The organism is Oryzisolibacter propanilivorax, assembly GCF_900103645.1.
In the GTDB taxonomy this organism is placed as follows: domain Bacteria; phylum Pseudomonadota; class Gammaproteobacteria; order Burkholderiales; family Burkholderiaceae_C; genus Melaminivora; species Melaminivora propanilivorax.
The window spans coordinates 207698-222460 of sequence record NZ_FNHP01000004.1; the positions used below are offsets into that span (position 1 = coordinate 207698).

A 14763-nucleotide genomic window follows, 5' to 3' on the forward strand; every position below is an offset into this window, starting at 1 on the left:
TATCGGGCATGGCACGCATCTTCCTGCCAGCCGTGCGCGCGGCGTGTAAGGCAAGGACGATTGACGCGGCCAGGGAGGCAGCTTGCTATCTTGTTTGTAGCTGGAGGCCCTTTTTGATTCAAGGGCTAGAGGCATGAAACACCAGATTTTTTGCAGCTCAGAGCCATTTCACCAGCAGCGTCAGCAGCGTGCTCAGCAGCACCGTGCTGGCCAGTGGTATAGACCATTCGCGCCCGCCCAGGCGGAAATGGAAGTCTCCGGGCAGCCGGCCCAGGCCGAAGCGGCGCAGCCAGGGGGCCAGGCCTTCGATGAGGACCAGGGCGAGGAAGACGACGAGCAGCCAGCGGAGCATGGAGGTGAGTTTAGGGTTTGCTGGTGGGGTGTTGGTTTTGATAGCTGGTGGCCGTTTGTTTTTCTGGGCTTGAGGCTGTTTTTATTATTGGTTGTTGAGTCGAGTGCGGGGGCCGGGACTCGCCCCGGCGGGCGACTTCCTTTCTTGCTCATGCAAGAAAGGAAGCAAAGAACACGGCCCCACGGCTGCGGCCCCTTCGCTGGCGCGAAGGGGCCGGCGCTGCGCGCGGCCTGATGACAGACGGCGGCCCTCTTGCTCCCTTGCCCCCGTCAGGGGGAGAGGGCAGGGGTGAGGGGGCGACGGTTCGGGCGCAGCGCCTGTACCAGCCCTCCCACCCTCACCCCAGCCCTCTCCCGCCCTGCGGGAGAGGGAGTGAAGACCACGCGGTGCGGCTGTCCCGGCTGTTTGGCTGTTCCTTCTCCCCACCACCCCCTTCAAAGGCCGCGCCTGTCTCGGGGCGCTGGCGGGGTGGCATGGGCGTCGCAGCGCCCATGCTTCGTCATCTGACTGGCCGCAGTTGTTTGAACGAAGCGCTTGAAGGCGCGAAGTGAGTTCCGCAGCGCACCCCGCCAGCGTCCCGAGACAGGTTGCCCCCACGCGCGACAGCGCGTGGGGGACGCAGCCTGCGGGGGCGCACTTCTTTTGCTCACTTTTCTTGTGCGAGCAAGGAAAGGAGGTCGCCCGCCGGGGCGAGTCCCGGCCCCCGCAGTCAACTCAACAACCAACAATAAAAACAGCCTCAAGCCCAGAAAAACAAACGGCGATCAGCTATCAAAAAATCACAACCGATGCGTCCGATCCCCCGACGAGAACCCCATCAACTCCCCCTCGACCCCCGCCGTCCCCACCGCCAGCACCTTGAACAACTCCCCCATCTCATGCTCCATCACCAGCTTCGCCGCCTGCGCCCGCTGCGCCTGCGGCAATGCGTCCAACTCCGACTGCAACCCGCAATTGATCAAAAAATGCCCCTGGCTGGTATAGCCCAGCACCTCCAGCCCCGCGTCCTGCGCCGCCAGCGCCACGCCCGTGAAGTTCACATGCGCCGTCAGGTCCTTTAGCCCCACATCCGCCAGCGGGTCGGAGTCGACCTGGTGCGCCCGGTGGCACACCAGCGTGCCCATGTGCCGCTGCGGGTGGTAGTACTCGCCCTCGGGAAAGCCGTAGTCGATCAGCAGCGCCACGCCGCGCGCCAGGTGCGCCGCCAGGGTACGCAGGAAGCCCTCGGCCTGCGGGTGGATCTCGGTCAGGTAGTCGTGCGTGCCGTCGATCGGCACCGGCGGGCGCAGGTCGGTGGGGCGATCGGCCCAGGCGAACTGGCCCTGCGCATCCAGCGCCACGCCGCGCTCGTGCCACACGCCGCCGGTGCGCTGCAGCAGCTGCACCGGCATGGCGTCCAGCACCTCGTTGCCGACCACCACGCCCTCGATGCGCGCGGGCAGGCGGTCCAGCCACTCGACCCGGTCGGCCCAGGGCGCCAGGCGCTCGTGCTGGCGCGCGCGCAGGCTGCCCGAGACGTCGACGATCACATAGCGCCGCACCCGGTCGCCCAGCGCGGCGAGCAGCTGCGCGGCCAATGCGCCGCTGCCGGCGCCGAACTCCCAGACCTCGTGCGTGCCCGTGGCGTCCAGCGCCTGGCGCACCTGGCGAGCCAGCAGCGCGCCAAACGTGGGCGACAGCTCGGGCGCGGTGACGAAGTCGCTGCCGCTGGCCGCCAGCAGGCCGAACTTGGGCGAGGCGTTGGCGTAGTAGCCCAGCCCCGGCGCATACAGCGCCAGCTGCATGAAACGGTCGAACGGCAGCCAGCCGCCGGCGTCGGCGATGGCCTGCACGATCTGGCCGCGGAGGGCGGCCGCTACACTTTCGGGCTCGCCCGAGGACGCGGCCCCTGCCGGGCCGCCTGGGTGGTCATTCATCATCGCGCCCGATTGTCCCTGCAATGCCTGCTGCCCCCGCCCCTCGCCCCCGCACCGTGCTGGTGACCGGCGCCGCCCGGCGCCTGGGGCGCGCCATCGCGCTGCACCTGGCGGGCGCGGGCTGGCAGGTGGCGGTGCACTACCGCAGTTCGCAGCAGGACGCTCTCGATACGGTAGCTGCCTGCGCAGCCCTGGGGCCGGCCAGCGCACATTTCGCTGCCGATTTCGAGGACGAGGCGGCGGCGCGCGCGCTGCTGCCGCGCGTGCTGGAGCACTTCGGCGCCGTGGACGCGGTGGTCAACAGCGCCTCGCTGTTCGAGCACGACGACGTGCACACTTTCAGCTACCCGGCGCTGGCGCGGCACCTGGCCAGCAACACCGGCGCGCCCATCGTGCTGGCGCAGGCGCTGCACGCGCACCTGCTGGCGCGCGCCGAGGCCGGCGAGGCCGAGGCGCAGGGCGTGGTGGTCAACCTGCTGGACCAGAAACTCTGGAACCAGAACCCCGACTTCCTGAGCTACACCCTGTCCAAGGCCGCGCTGGAGGCGGCCGGCACCATGCTGGCCCTGGCGCTGGCGCCGCGCTGCCGGGTGGTCGGCGTGGCTCCGGGCCTGACGCTGACCAGCCACCTGCTGAGCCAGGAACGCTTCGCCCAGCTGCACGCCCTGAGCCCATTGGGCCGCTCGTCCACGCCCGAGGACATCGCCAGCGCGGTGCGCTTCGCGCTGGACAACCGCGCGCTGACCGGCACCACGCTGCTGGTCGACGGCGGCCAGCACCTGATGCGCTTCGAGCGCGATTTCTCGCTGATGTGAGTGACGCGGCCCGCGCGCTCCCTTCCTTTCTCCCATCTTTCCCTGCCCGACCATGTTCAACGCCGCCGGCACCCAGATCCTGACCCTCACCGGGCTGCGCTTCGACGCCAGCCTGGGGCTGCTGGCGCACGAGAAGACCGCGCCGCAGCCCATCCAGGTGGACGCCGAGCTGAACCTGGGCACCCAGCCGCTGCACCCGCGCGACGACGACATCCTGCATGTGCTGGACTACCGCAAGGTGCGCCAGATCATCATCGACGAGTGCACCGCCGAGCACATGAACCTGCTGGAGAGCCTGATCGGCAAGCTGGCCGCGCGGCTGATGCAGTTGCCCGGCGTGCTGGGCGTGCGCGTGAAGATCGCCAAGCTGGAGATCTTCGACGACTGCGAAGTGGCGATCCGCGTGGAAACCGGGCAGTGGTGAGCCACCGCACGCAGCCCTGAGCGATCGACAAAACCCCACGGCGCGCACGGGCCGCGGCGTTAGCGGGGAAAATCGCGCCTTTCCTTGACCACCTGCCTGCCCGCCGCCCACCCAGCGGCGCCCTGCCCTGCCATGAACGCCGTGACCGAATCCCCCTGGACCGCCGACGAGTCCCCCGCCGCTTCGCCTGCCGCCGCTGCCCGCCCGAAGATCGAGCGCGAGGCGCACAAGCTGGAAAAGCGCCTGTGCCGCGAGGTCGGCCGCGCCATCCTCGACTTCAACATGATCGAGGAAGGCGACCGGGTCATGGTCTGCATGTCTGGCGGCAAGGACAGCTACACTCTGCTGGACATCCTGCGCAAGCTGCAAAAGCGCGCGCCGGTGAACTTCAGCCTCATCGCCGTGAACCTGGACCAGAAGCAGCCCGGCTTTCCCGAGCACGTGCTGCCGGACTATTTCAAGAGCATCGGCGTGGACTTCCACATCGAAAACCAGGACACCTACAGCGTCGTCAAGCGCGTGGTGCCCGAGGGCAAGACCACCTGCAGCCTGTGCTCGCGCCTGCGCCGCGCCATCCTGTACCGCGTGGCCGACGAGCTGGGCGCCACCAAAATAGCCCTGGGCCACCACCGCGACGACATCGTCGCCACGCTGCTGCTGAACCTGTTCTACGGCGGGCGCATGAAGGGCATGCCGCCCAAGCTGGTCAGCGACGACGGCAAGCACGTCGTCATTCGCCCGCTGTGCTACGTGCCGGAAAAGGACACGGCGCGCTGGGCGCAGTACCAGGAATTTCCCATCATCCCGTGCAACCTGTGCGGCAGCCAGGACGGGCTGCAGCGCGCCGCCGTGAACGAGATGCTGCGCGAGTGGGACAAAAAGTACCCGGGGCGCGTCGAGAGCATGTTGCGCGCCATGGGCCACGTGGTGACCACGCACCTGCTGGACCCAAAGCTGCACGACTTCAAGAACGCCCGCGCCACCGGCGTGGCCGACCCGGCGGGCGACATGGCCTTCGACCACGAGGAATTCCCCGTGGCGCCGGGCCTGCCGGCCGGGATGCAGGTAGTGCAGCTGGGCTGATATCCGCCGCCGGCAGCGCCGGCGCACAGGCGCCTGGCCTGTCGTCTGGCGCCGGCGTGGCGCACTGCTGATTAGCATGGCGGCGAAGGAGCCGCTGCCATGACTTTCGCCCTGCCCTCACCTACGCTTTCCATCCCCTGCCGGGCCGCCTGGCACCTGCCCCGCCGCCTGGCGGGCACCGCACTGCTGGCCGGCGCCGCGCTGCTGGCGGGCTGCGCCGGCCCGCGCCTGGTGGAGAGCGACGTGCGCAGCTACTCCACGCTGGCCACGCTGCCCAGCCCGCCGACCTACCGCATCGAGCGCCTGCCGTCGCAGCAGGCGCGCCCCGAGGCCTTCGGCGCCATCGAGGCCGAGGCCGAGCGCGCGCTGGCGCGCGTCGGCCTGCGGCGCGACGAGGCCCAACCCCGGCTGGTGGCGCAGATCGGCGCCGAAGGCGGCTACGCCGTGCCGCGCGACTGGCCGTACTGGTCGAGCGACCCGTTCTACGGCCGTTTTGGCTGGGGCCTGGGCTGGGGTGGGCGTGGCTGGGGCCTAGGCTTTGGCGCCGACGGCCTGTTCGACGGCCCGCCGACGCTCTACCACCGCAGGGTCAGCCTGGTGCTGCGCGACGCCGCCAGCCAGCAGGTGGTGTATGAGACCTCGGCGGTGTACGAGGACGTTTGGACGCAGGACCCGCTGATCTACGGCGTGCTGTTCGACCAGGCGCTGTCGGGCTTTCCGCAGCCGCCTTCGACCGAGCGGCGCGTGCGCAGCGAAGTGGTGCCGCAGCCGCGCTGACGGCCCGGCGCGGCTGGCGCCGGCTCGGCCACAATGCACCGATGCCACACGACCAGCAGCACGCCACACGCCTGATCGCCATCCGCCACGGCGAGACCGCGTGGAACGTGGACACGCGCATCCAGGGCCACCTGGACATCGGCCTGAACGACACCGGCCTGTGGCAGGCGCAGCGCGTCGCCCAGGCCCTGGCTGGCGAGGCCATCGATGCCATCTACAGCAGCGATCTGCAGCGCGCCTTCGCCACCGCCCGCGCTGTGGCCGAGGCGACCGGCGCGCCGCTGCACGCCGAGCCCGGCCTGCGCGAGCGCGGCTTCGGCAGCTTCGAGGGCCGCACCTTCGCGCAGATCGAGCAGGAATCCCCCGAGCACGCCCGGCTGTGGCGCCAGCGCGACCCGCACTTCGCCCCGGAGGGCGGCGGTGAATCGCTCACCGCGCTGCGCACGCGCGTGCAGGCTACCGTGCAGCGCCTGGCCAGCCGCCATCCCGGTCAGCAGATCGTGCTGGTGGCGCATGGCGGCGTGATGGACGCGCTCTACCGCCTGGCCACGCGGCTGGAGGTACAGGCGCCGCGTACCTGGCAGCTGACGAACGCCGCCATCAACCGCCTGCTGTGGACGCCGCAGGGCCTGACGCTGGTGGGCTGGGCGGATACCAGCCATCTGGAAGAAGGCGCAGCGCGCGACGAGCCGCACTCGTGAACGCCTGAGCCACCACGCCCTGGCTGGCGCACGTTCCTGCAGGAGCCAGGTGCTTTTTCCCGACCTGTGCCAGGCGCGTCGACGACGCAACTGCCCGGCTGTGTCCTGCAACCGCGGGCGGGGGGCATTCCTAGGATCGAGCCTCCCTTCAACCCCAACTTGCAGGAGTTCAACATGAGTGAAAAATCTACAGCGACCGGAGTAGGCGCAACCCTGGGCGGCGTGGCCGGTGGCCTGGCCGGCGGTGCAGCAGCCGGTGCCGCCGTGGGCGGCATGACCGGCCCCGTGGGTGCCGTGGTCGGCGCCGCAGCCGGCGCCGTGATCGGCGCCATCGCCGGCGAGAGCACCAAGGTCGACCCGGTGGTCGAGGACAAGTACTGGCGCGACAACTACGCCAGCCGTCCTTACATCAGTGGTGGCACCTATGACGACTACGGTCCTGCCTACACCTATGGCGTGAACTCCTACACCAAGTACCCCGGCCGCCGTTTCGATGACGTCGAAACCGATCTGGCACGCGACTGGAACAATGCCCGCGGCCGCTCCAGCCTGGAGTGGGAGCGCGCCAAGTACGCCACCCGCGACGCCTGGGATCGCCTGAGCGACAACGTCGAGCGCGCCGTGCCTGGCGACTCGGATCGCGACGGCAAGTAAGCAAGCCGTACGCGGGGGCGTCTTGCCTTCGGTGCCTGGCACCGACAACCGTCAGACCGCTCACCTGTTGCCTGCCGCCAGCCTGCAGGGCTGACCGCCTTTGGTCAGCCCTGCAGGCTGGCGGCTTTGAGGCGTGCGTCCGCCTTCCCAGCGGCACTTTCTTGGGCCTGGATGCTGGATTGCCCGGCTGCCGCCGGCCGATACCACGTCACACAATCGGCGCCATGTCACCCGGCCAGGCCATCGTTCTCGTCACTCCCGTCTTTCTGGCGCTGATGGCGCTGGAATGGGCCGTGGACCGCGCGCGCGGGCGCCACTCCATCGCGCTGGGCGACGCCATCGACAGCCTGAACCTGGGCATGCTCAGCCAGACCAGCGCGGTCTTTACCGCACTGCTGCGCGTTGGTCTGTACACCCTCGCCTGGCAGCACCTGGCACTGTGGCGCCATGATGCCTTCTGGACCACCTGGTACGGCTGGCTGCTGGCGCTGCTGCTGTACGACTTCTGCTACTACTGGTTGCACCGCATGGGCCACGAGGTGGCCGTGCTGTGGGCCGCGCACGCCGTGCACCACCAGAGCCAGCGCTACAACCTCTCCACCGCGCTGCGCCAGACCAGCTCGGGCGCGCTGCTGGGCTGGCTGTTCTACCTGCCGATGGCGTTGGCCGGGGTGCCGCCGCTGGTCTTCGTGGTGGTCGGGCTGGTGGACCTGCTGTATCAGTTCTGGGTGCATACCGAGCAGGTCGGCCGCCTGGGCTGGTTCGACCGCTGGTTCTGCAGCCCGAGCAACCACCGCGTGCACCATGCCGTGAACGACGACTACCTGGACCGGAACTACGGCGGCATCCTGATCGTCTGGGACCGGCTGTTCGGCACCTTCCGCGAGGAAGACCCGCGCCAGCCCTGCGTCTATGGCACGCGCGGGCTGTTCAACAGCTGGGACCCGCTGTGGGCCAACGCCGGCGTCTATGCCTCGCTGGCGCGCGACAGCTGGCGCGCACGTGCCTGGGGCGACAAGCTGCGCGTGTGGCTGAAAGCCCCCGGCTGGCGCCCGGCGGATGTGGCGCGCAACGACCCGCGCCCGGCGTTCGACCTGCACGCGCACCGGGTGCTGTTCGCCCCGCCGCTGACGCCAGCGCTGCGCGTCTTCGCCGGCGTGCAGTTCGCGCTGCTGCTGGGCGGCGTGGCGCTGTTCCTGTGGCAGGCCGACCGCCTGCCCGCGGGGCCGGCGGCGCTGTGGTTCGCCACCCTGCTGGTGGGCCAGTGGGCGCTGGCGGCGGCGCTGCAGCGGCGCATCGCCATGGGCCTGGCGCTGATGCTGCAGGCCGGCGCCCTGGCCACCGCCACCGGCGCGCTGGGGCTGGCGCACTGGCACTGGCTGTTCAAGCCGGCGGCCTTGGTCTTTGCTATCGTTACAGTAGCTGCAAGCCCATATGGAACAAGGGCTGCATGCCGATCTGACCTGAAAACTCCAGCCCGACACCTGCTGCTGGCCGCACTGGCGGCCTCGCTGGCCGGCGACGTGCTGCTGATGCTGCCGGACCTGTTCCTGCCGGGGCTTGCGGCGTTCCTGCTGGCGCACCTGTGCTATCTGCGCCTGTTTGGCAGCGGCCTGCCCTGGCGCACGGCGCGCGGCGCGCTGGCGGCGGTGGGCTGCGTGGCGCTGGCGGTGTATGCCCTCCTGCTGCTGGGCGGGCTGCCGGCGGCGCTGCGCCTGCCGGTGGCGGCCTATGTGCTGGCCATCGCGCTGATGGCGGCGCGGGCGCTGGCGCGCTGGCGCCAGCCACGGGCGCCGGAGGGCAGCGGCGCGGTGGCGCTGAGCGCCGTGCTGTTCGTGCTGAGCGACACGCTGCTGGCGACCCACCGTTTCGTCCAGCCCCTTCCCTGGGCACAGGTGTGGGTACTGGGCAGCTATTTCGCGGCGCAGGCACTGATCGTGCACGGCATGCTGCGCGGCTGGCGCGCCCGGTCCCAGGCCTTGACAGATTGACGTATTTTTGCAACAATGCGCGCTTCGTCGTTTTGGAGTCCCCACGTGGACAGTGCCAGTTCAACCAGCGAATCTTCGCGCGCCGCACCGGCAGCGCCGCTGGCCGACTGACCGACTCCCTGCCTGCAGCGGGGTGGCCGGTCGGCCACCCGTTGCCCCAGGAGGTGGCTTGCCCGCCTTCCCTCCCCCTTGCACCTGCCTTGCGGCCCGCCATGACCGGGCGGCGGTGCAGGGCCCGCGCCGGCGTTTCGCTGTGCCCCGCGCTCCAGCGCGCCCCTTGGTTGAACCCTGGCTGCCACGTGGCGGCTCCCGTGTCCGCACAGGAGATCGCCATGCCCGCTTTCTGGAACACCCTCCTCCTGCGCCGCGCCCTGCCTGGCCGGGCGCAGCCGGAGCCTGATGGCCTGCAGGCACCCGTGCGTGCCTGCCCGGCAACGCTCGACCTGGACGCGCGCACCGACTGGCCCACGCACCGCATCCGCAGCTTTCTGAGCATGCAGGCGGCGCAGCAGGGCCGCAGCGAGCGCTGAGGCGCTCCGGGCCGGGCCCATGGCCTGGCATTTCCGCTGGGGCGGCCGTGCTGGCCGCCCACACGACGTTTCCGCGCCGCAGGCGCCGCACCGTCCGTTTTCCGCGCATTGGGCGCGGCAGGGCGGGCAGTGGGCCCTGCGTGCATTTTTCTGTCGCCCCCTGTACCGGACGCCGCTGCGCCGGCGCGCTGCCATTGGTGCGGCGCGCAGCCCACGCGCGGTGGCCCGGACATTTTTCCTTTTTCTATTCCATTGCCCCTTCAGTTCCCGTCCCCGTCTCCCATGCCGTCCTCTTCCCGTCCGCCGCGCACCCGCCGCCGTCCCTCGTTCGATGTGTCCGCCCACGCCATCGCGCCCCCGCCGGGCAGCGATGCGCTGGCACGCGCGCTGCTGGCCGCCCTGCGCCTGCGTCGGCCGCAGCTGCTGCAGCACCTGCTGGAGGAAGCCGGCGCCCCGGCCTTTGTCCGGGCGGTGGCCGCCTGGAGCCCGCTGCAGCTGGCCGATGCGCTGTCGCTGCTGCCCGCGGCGCAGCGCCGCGCGGTGGTGCAGGCGCTGCCGGCCCTGGCGCGCCGGCGCTGGCAGGCGATGGCGGCGCCGACCACCCTCGGGGCACCCTTGCGCCCGGTGGCCATGCCGAGGAAGGCGGTGGCGGACGGTGATGGCGGACTGCTGGCCGCCGTGCGGGACTGGCGCTGGGGCGCCCGCCCCGGGGCCGGCACTGCGCCTGCCTGATCTGCCCTGCCCACAGCGGCAACTGGAATTGCACCGGTCGTCGCGGCCATGCCCGGGCCTCGAACCTTGGCCTGGTCGACCGAAGCCTCTGCTGCGCTGCTCGCCACCATCGGATCGGCCACGGTCGGGCTCAAGCCCTGGCCTGATGGGCTGCCGCACCGCAGCGGCTTGCCACAGCGCGCTTGGACTTGTTTCGTCCTCACGCCCGAAGCTTCCCCGCGCGGCTGCGCTACTTTCACTCCTTTTTCCTTTCCGTTCCCCTTCCGCCCATGCAGGCCCTGCACAACTTCGACCCCGCCGCCACGCTGAACACCCTGGTCAGCCTGCTGTTCGCCTTCGTCTTCGGCAGCCTCATCGGCCTCGAGCGTCAGGTGCGCCAGCGCACGGCCGGCCTGCGCACCAACGCGCTGGTCGCCGTGGGCGCGGCGGTGTTCGTCGACCTGTCGATGCGCATGAACGGCGTGGAGGGTTCGGCGCGCGTGGTCTCCAACGTCATCACCGGTGTGGGCTTCCTGGGCGCCGGGGCGATCATGAAGGAGGGCGCCAACGTCACCGGACTGAACACCGCGGCGACGCTGTGGGGCTCGGCGGCGGTGGGTGCCTGCGCGGGCGCCGGCTTCATGGTCGAGGCGGCGCTGGCCACGCTGTTCGTGCTGGCCAGCAACACGCTGCTGCGGCCCGTGGTGAACCACATCAACCGCAGCCCCTTGAGCAGCGCCGCATCCGAGGCCACCTACCACGTCTACGCCCTGTGCCGGCGCGGCGAGCAGGCCGAGGTGCGCGAGCGCATGGTGCAGCTGCTGGACGCCGCGCACTACCCGGTGCGCACGGTGAACAAACACCCCGTGGGCCAGCGCGATGCCGAGATCGAGGCGGTGCTGTACGCTACCTCGGTTGACGGGCCGGAGCTGGAGGCTGCGGTGCAGCGCATCGAGCAGTTGCCCGGCGTGCTGCAGGCCTACTGGAGCGCCGGCACCGCGCCGGCGAACTGACCGCCACCCAGCCGCAGGACTATTCGCCGAACAGCCCGCCCGCCGCGCGCGGGGGGGCCACGCCCAGGTGCCGGTAGGCGGCCAGCGTGGCGATGCGCCCGCGCGGCGTGCGCTGCAAGAAACCCTGCTGGATCAGGTAGGGCTCGATCACGTCCTCGATGGTGCCGCTTTCCTCGCCGATGCTGGCGGCGATGTTGTCCAGCCCCACGGGGCCGCCGTCGAAGCGGTGTACCACCGCCTCCAGCAGCTTGCGGTCCATCACGTCGAAGCCCTGCGGGTCCACGTCCAGCATGGTCAGCGCGCGCTGGGCGATATCGAGCGTGATGCGCCCGTCGCCCTTGACGTCGGCGTAGTCGCGCACGCGGCGCAGCAGGCGGTTGGCGATGCGCGGCGTGCCGCGCGAGCGCCGGGCGATCTCGAAGGCGCCGTCGTCGTCGATGGGGGCGTTCAAAAGGCCCGCCGAGCGGCGCACGATGCGCGCCAGTTCCTCGGGCGTGTAGAACTCCAGCCGCGCGACGATGCCGAAGCGGTCGCGCAGCGGGTTGGTCAGCATGCCAGCGCGCGTGGTCGCGCCCACCAGGGTGAAGGGCTGCAGGTCCAGCTTGATGGAGCGCGCCGCTGGGCCCTCGCCGATCATGATGTCGATCTGGTAGTCCTCCAGCGCCGGGTAGAGGATCTCCTCGACCACCGGCGACAGGCGGTGGATCTCGTCGATGAACAGGACGTCGTTGGCTTCCAGGTTGGTCAGCAGCGCCGCCAGGTCCTTGGGTTTTTCCAGCACCGGGCCGCTGGTCTGGCGCAGCTGCACGCCCAGCTCGGTGGCGATGATGTGCGACAGCGTCGTCTTGCCCAGGCCCGGCGGGCCGAACAGCAGCACGTGGTCCAGCGCCTCGCCGCGCTTGCGGGCCGCGCCGATGAAGATCTCCAGCTGCTCGCGCGCCTTGGCCTGGCCGACATACTCGTCGAGCAGCTTCGGGCGCAGGGCGCGTTCCAGCGCTTCTTCCTGCGGCGACACGGGCGCGGCGGAAATCACGCGCGCGGCGCGGGCCCCCGCGGCCGGCGCGGGGGTGGGTGCGAAGTCGTCCGTCTGTATGCTCATACAGTGGAATATTGTGCGCCAAGGGCCTGCGCGCAAGTCGCCTGGGGGCCTTTGGGTAACATCGTTGCCCCTTTTCGCGCTTCGTGCGCGCCTTTTTCTGGCGGATCGCTGGCCCGGCGCGGGCGGCCCGCCCTTTTGTCTGCCCATGAGCACTCCTGACTCCCAACCCCCATCGTTCCTCAGCCGCATCGCCCTGGCGATCGGCAGTTTCTTCGCCATCCTGGGCAACCCGCGCCTCGCGCAAAACGTGGCCCGCCTGCGCGCCGGCGAGCCGCTGGCCGCCGACGTGCCGCCGAAGGAAGTGCGCGTCGAGGTGCCCGTCGAGAAAATCGTCGAGACCCGCGTCGAGGTGCCGGTCGACAAAATCGTGGAGAAGACGGTCGAGTCGCACAGCCCTGCGTCGGCCCTGCAGCTGCTGGGCCTGCTGCAGCGCCAGGCGCGCTTCATCGACTTCGTGCAGGAAGACACCGCCGGCTACAGCGACGCCGACATCGGCGCCGCCGCGCGCGTGGTGCACGAGGGCTGCCGCAAGGTGCTGGCCGAGCACTTCCAGATCGAGCCGGTGCGCGCTGAAGTCGAAGGCAGCCGCGTGACGCTGCCCGCGGGTTTCGACGCGGCTGCCGTGCGCGTCAGCGGCAACGTGGTCGGCCAGCCGCCGTTCACCGGCACCCTGGCGCACCGCGGCTGGCAGGCCACCGACGCGCGCCTGCCGCAGCTGACCGACCCCCAGGCCGCGCGCATCCTGGCTCAGGCGGAGGTGGAGCTGTGAGCGCTATTGATTCCATAGCTGGAAGCCTGGAAGAGCAAAGGGCAGGAGGCCAAAAACACCCCCAGTACCGCATCGGCATCGACCTGGGCACGACGCACTGCGCCCTGTCCTGGGTAGACGCAGCCGCCAGCGACGGCGAGCAGGTGGCGCAGGGCGTGCTGCAGGTGCCTCAGCTCGTCGGCCCGGCCAGCGTGCAGGCGCAGCCGCTGCTGCCGTCGTTCCTGTACCTGCCGCACGAAAGTGAGCTCTCGCCCGCCGACCGCGCCCTGCCCGGCCAGGACGCGCCGCAGGACTTCATCGTCGGCGAGTTCGCCCGCGCGCGCGGCGCGGCCACGCCGATCCGGCTCGTCTCCAGCGCCAAGAGCTGGCTGTGTCACCCCGGCGTGGACCGGCGCGCGCCCATCCTGCCACCCGAGGCGCCCGACGAAGTGCCGCACCTGTCGCCCCTGCAGGCCAGCACCGCTTACCTGCAGCACCTGCGCCGGGCCTGGGAGCAGGCGCACCCGGATGCGCCGCTGGCCGAGCAGCAGGTCACGGTGACCATCCCCGCGTCCTTTGACCCGGCCGCGCGCGAGCTCACGGCCGAGGCCTGCCGCGCCGCCGGTTTCCAGCACCTGACGCTGCTGGAAGAGCCCCAGGCGGCCCTCTACAGCTGGATCCAGGCCAGCGGCGGCGCCTGGCGCAAGCAGGTGGCGCACGGCGACGTGATCCTAGTGGTGGACGTGGGCGGCGGCACGACCGACCTGTCGCTGATCGCCGTGCTCGAGCAGGATGGCAATCTGCAGCTGCAGCGCGTCGCCGTGGGCGAGCACATCCTGCTCGGCGGCGACAACATGGACCTGGCGCTGGCCTACGGCGTGGCGCGCAAGCTCGCGGCCGAGGGCCGCCAGCTCGACGCCTGGCAGACGCGGGCGCTTTCGCACGGCTGCCGCGCGGCCAAGGAGCAGCTGCTGGCCGACGAGACCCTGCCGAGCGTGCCAGTGGTCGTACCCAGCCGGGGCTCGAAACTCATCGGCGGCAGCATCCGCACCGAAGTCACGCGGGACGAGGTACTGCAAACGCTGGTCGAAGGCTTCTTCCCGCAGGCCGCCGCCAGCGACCGCCCGCAGGTGCGGGCGCGCGGCGCGCTCACGCAACTGGGCCTGCCCTACGCGCAGGACGCGGCGGTGACGCGCCACCTGGCGGCCTTCCTGGCGCGCCAGACGGGCGCGACCGCGCAGATCGACGGCCTGGCCCCGCCGCCCGAGGGCGCCACTTTCCTGCACCCCACGGCCGTGCTGTTCAACGGCGGCGTGCTCAAGGCGCCGCAGATCGAGGCGCGCATCCTGCAGGTGCTCAACGCCTGGCTGGCCGCGGAAGGCGCGCCGCCCGTGCGGCTGCTCGAGGGCGCACAGCTGGACCTGGCGGTGGCGCGCGGCGCCGCCTACTACGGCCACATCGCCAGCGCCGGGCGCGGCGTGCGCATCCGCGGCGGCACGGCGCAGAGCTACTACGTCGGCGTGGAGGGCAACATGCCGGCCATCCCCGGCATGGAGCCGCCCATTTCCGCGCTGTGCCTGGCACCGTTCGGCATGGAGGAAGGCACGGAAGTGCAACTCGACACCCAGCCGTTCGGCCTGGTGGTGGGCGAGCCGGTGCGGCTGCGCTTTTTCGGCTCCAGCGTGCGCCGCCAGGACGCGGTGGGCACGATGCTGGAGTTCTGGGGGCCGGAGGAATTGACGGAATTGCAGGAGATCGAGCTGCTGCTGCCGGCGGAGGGCCGCGCCGCCGGCGAGGTGGTGCCGGTCACCCTGCACGCGCATGTGACCGACATCGGCACGCTGGAGCTGAACGCCGTGCCGGTGGGCGGCGAGGAGCGCTGGAAGGTCGAGTTCGACGTGCGCGCCGGCACGGCGCCGTCGCCCCAGGCCGCCGGAGCGTAAGCCGCC

15 protein-coding genes are annotated in these 14763 nt (G+C 70.8%); 12 read left to right on the plus strand and 3 right to left on the minus strand.

The window, feature by feature from the left end:
* Nucleotides 1–157 precede the first annotated feature (157 nt).
* Together BLQ61_RS08580 and BLQ61_RS08585 are read right to left on the minus strand one after the other, a co-directional pair.
* On the minus strand, nucleotides 158–352 hold the full coding sequence (locus BLQ61_RS08580) for a DUF2905 family protein (protein ID WP_091568910.1): 195 nt from the start codon (nucleotides 350–352) through the stop codon (nucleotides 158–160).
* 779 nt (nucleotides 353–1131) lie between these two features.
* Nucleotides 1132–2136, minus strand: a complete 1005-nt coding sequence (locus BLQ61_RS08585; protein ID WP_425415615.1) for a class I SAM-dependent methyltransferase — start codon at nucleotides 2134–2136, stop codon at nucleotides 1132–1134.
* A 155-nt stretch (nucleotides 2137–2291) separates the two neighbouring features.
* On the opposite strand from BLQ61_RS08585, the gene BLQ61_RS08590 reads away from it, so the two are divergent.
* The 10 genes from BLQ61_RS08590 (at nucleotide 2292) to BLQ61_RS08635 (ending at nucleotide 10967) form a co-directional block, all read left to right on the plus strand.
* On the plus strand, nucleotides 2292–3083 hold the full coding sequence (locus tag BLQ61_RS08590; protein WP_091568912.1) for an SDR family oxidoreductase: 792 nt from the start codon (nucleotides 2292–2294) through the stop codon (nucleotides 3081–3083).
* 52 nt (nucleotides 3084–3135) lie between these two features.
* The gene (locus BLQ61_RS08595; RefSeq protein ID WP_091568914.1) at nucleotides 3136–3507 is read left to right on the plus strand and encodes a dihydroneopterin aldolase; all 372 of its coding nucleotides are present in this window, start codon (nucleotides 3136–3138) and stop codon (nucleotides 3505–3507) included.
* A 132-nt stretch (nucleotides 3508–3639) separates the two neighbouring features.
* A complete protein-coding gene (ttcA, locus tag BLQ61_RS08600; RefSeq protein ID WP_091568916.1) occupies nucleotides 3640–4590 on the plus strand; it encodes a tRNA 2-thiocytidine(32) synthetase TtcA in 951 nt (316 codons plus the stop codon).
* Nucleotides 4591–4689: 99 nt separating this feature from the next.
* Nucleotides 4690–5367: a DUF4136 domain-containing protein gene (locus tag BLQ61_RS08605; protein ID WP_139182736.1), complete on the plus strand. Its 678-nt coding sequence runs from the start codon at nucleotides 4690–4692 to the stop codon at nucleotides 5365–5367.
* 41 nt (nucleotides 5368–5408) lie between these two features.
* Nucleotides 5409–6068 (plus strand): histidine phosphatase family protein, encoded by a 660-nt coding sequence (locus tag BLQ61_RS08610; protein WP_091568917.1) that lies wholly within the window; start codon nucleotides 5409–5411, stop codon nucleotides 6066–6068.
* 174 nt (nucleotides 6069–6242) lie between these two features.
* The gene (locus BLQ61_RS08615) at nucleotides 6243–6722 is read left to right on the plus strand and encodes a hypothetical protein (RefSeq protein WP_091569134.1); all 480 of its coding nucleotides are present in this window, start codon (nucleotides 6243–6245) and stop codon (nucleotides 6720–6722) included.
* A gap of 224 nt (nucleotides 6723–6946) precedes the next feature.
* Nucleotides 6947–8713 carry a lysoplasmalogenase family protein gene (locus tag BLQ61_RS08620; protein WP_091568919.1) on the plus strand — a complete coding sequence of 589 codons (1767 nt, stop codon included), beginning with the start codon at nucleotides 6947–6949 and terminating at the stop codon, nucleotides 8711–8713.
* A gap of 332 nt (nucleotides 8714–9045) precedes the next feature.
* Nucleotides 9046–9243: a hypothetical protein gene (locus BLQ61_RS08625; RefSeq protein WP_139182737.1), complete on the plus strand. Its 198-nt coding sequence runs from the start codon at nucleotides 9046–9048 to the stop codon at nucleotides 9241–9243.
* A 282-nt stretch (nucleotides 9244–9525) separates the two neighbouring features.
* Nucleotides 9526–9975, plus strand: a complete 450-nt coding sequence (locus BLQ61_RS08630; RefSeq protein WP_175488258.1) for a hypothetical protein — start codon at nucleotides 9526–9528, stop codon at nucleotides 9973–9975.
* Nucleotides 9976–10244: 269 nt separating this feature from the next.
* Nucleotides 10245–10967 carry an MgtC/SapB family protein gene (locus BLQ61_RS08635; RefSeq protein WP_091568922.1) on the plus strand — a complete coding sequence of 241 codons (723 nt, stop codon included), beginning with the start codon at nucleotides 10245–10247 and terminating at the stop codon, nucleotides 10965–10967.
* A gap of 19 nt (nucleotides 10968–10986) precedes the next feature.
* Here the strand turns inward: BLQ61_RS08635 and ruvB are convergent, their stop codons facing one another.
* Nucleotides 10987–12066, minus strand: a complete 1080-nt coding sequence (gene ruvB, locus BLQ61_RS08640; protein WP_091568924.1) for a Holliday junction branch migration DNA helicase RuvB — start codon at nucleotides 12064–12066, stop codon at nucleotides 10987–10989.
* A 145-nt stretch (nucleotides 12067–12211) separates the two neighbouring features.
* Between ruvB and BLQ61_RS08645 the strand changes: the two genes are divergently transcribed.
* Both BLQ61_RS08645 and BLQ61_RS08650 read left to right on the plus strand, forming a co-directional pair.
* Entirely contained in the window at nucleotides 12212–12835 is a 624-nt protein-coding gene (locus BLQ61_RS08645; protein ID WP_091568925.1) for a DUF2760 domain-containing protein, read from the plus strand.
* Nucleotides 12836–12861: 26 nt separating this feature from the next.
* Complete coding sequence (locus BLQ61_RS08650; protein WP_175488262.1) at nucleotides 12862–14757, plus strand: Hsp70 family protein; 1896 nt, start codon at nucleotides 12862–12864, stop codon at nucleotides 14755–14757.
* Nucleotides 14758–14763: the final 6 nt, after the last annotated feature.

Excerpts from the sequence above, each read along its gene's own strand:
- BLQ61_RS08580 (WP_091568910.1), bottom strand. The coding sequence starts at position 352 with ATGCTCCGCTGGCTGCTCGTCGTCTTCCTCGCCCTGGTCCTCATCGAA.
- BLQ61_RS08585 (WP_425415615.1), bottom strand. The coding sequence starts at position 2,136 with ATGCAGCTGGCGCTGTATGCGCCGGGGCTGGGCTACTACGCCAACGCC.
- BLQ61_RS08590 (WP_091568912.1), top strand. The coding sequence starts at position 2,292 with ATGCCTGCTGCCCCCGCCCCTCGCCCCCGCACCGTGCTGGTGACCGGC.
- BLQ61_RS08595 (WP_091568914.1), top strand. The coding sequence starts at position 3,136 with ATGTTCAACGCCGCCGGCACCCAGATCCTGACCCTCACCGGGCTGCGC.
- ttcA (WP_091568916.1), top strand. The coding sequence starts at position 3,640 with ATGAACGCCGTGACCGAATCCCCCTGGACCGCCGACGAGTCCCCCGCC.
- BLQ61_RS08605 (WP_139182736.1), top strand. The coding sequence starts at position 4,690 with ATGACTTTCGCCCTGCCCTCACCTACGCTTTCCATCCCCTGCCGGGCC.
- BLQ61_RS08610 (WP_091568917.1), top strand. The coding sequence starts at position 5,409 with ATGCCACACGACCAGCAGCACGCCACACGCCTGATCGCCATCCGCCAC.
- BLQ61_RS08615 (WP_091569134.1), top strand. The coding sequence starts at position 6,243 with ATGAGTGAAAAATCTACAGCGACCGGAGTAGGCGCAACCCTGGGCGGC.
- BLQ61_RS08620 (WP_091568919.1), top strand. The coding sequence starts at position 6,947 with ATGTCACCCGGCCAGGCCATCGTTCTCGTCACTCCCGTCTTTCTGGCG.
- BLQ61_RS08625 (WP_139182737.1), top strand. The coding sequence starts at position 9,046 with ATGCCCGCTTTCTGGAACACCCTCCTCCTGCGCCGCGCCCTGCCTGGC.
- BLQ61_RS08630 (WP_175488258.1), top strand. The coding sequence starts at position 9,526 with ATGCCGTCCTCTTCCCGTCCGCCGCGCACCCGCCGCCGTCCCTCGTTC.
- BLQ61_RS08635 (WP_091568922.1), top strand. The coding sequence starts at position 10,245 with ATGCAGGCCCTGCACAACTTCGACCCCGCCGCCACGCTGAACACCCTG.
- ruvB (WP_091568924.1), bottom strand. The coding sequence starts at position 12,066 with ATGAGCATACAGACGGACGACTTCGCACCCACCCCCGCGCCGGCCGCG.
- BLQ61_RS08645 (WP_091568925.1), top strand. The coding sequence starts at position 12,212 with ATGAGCACTCCTGACTCCCAACCCCCATCGTTCCTCAGCCGCATCGCC.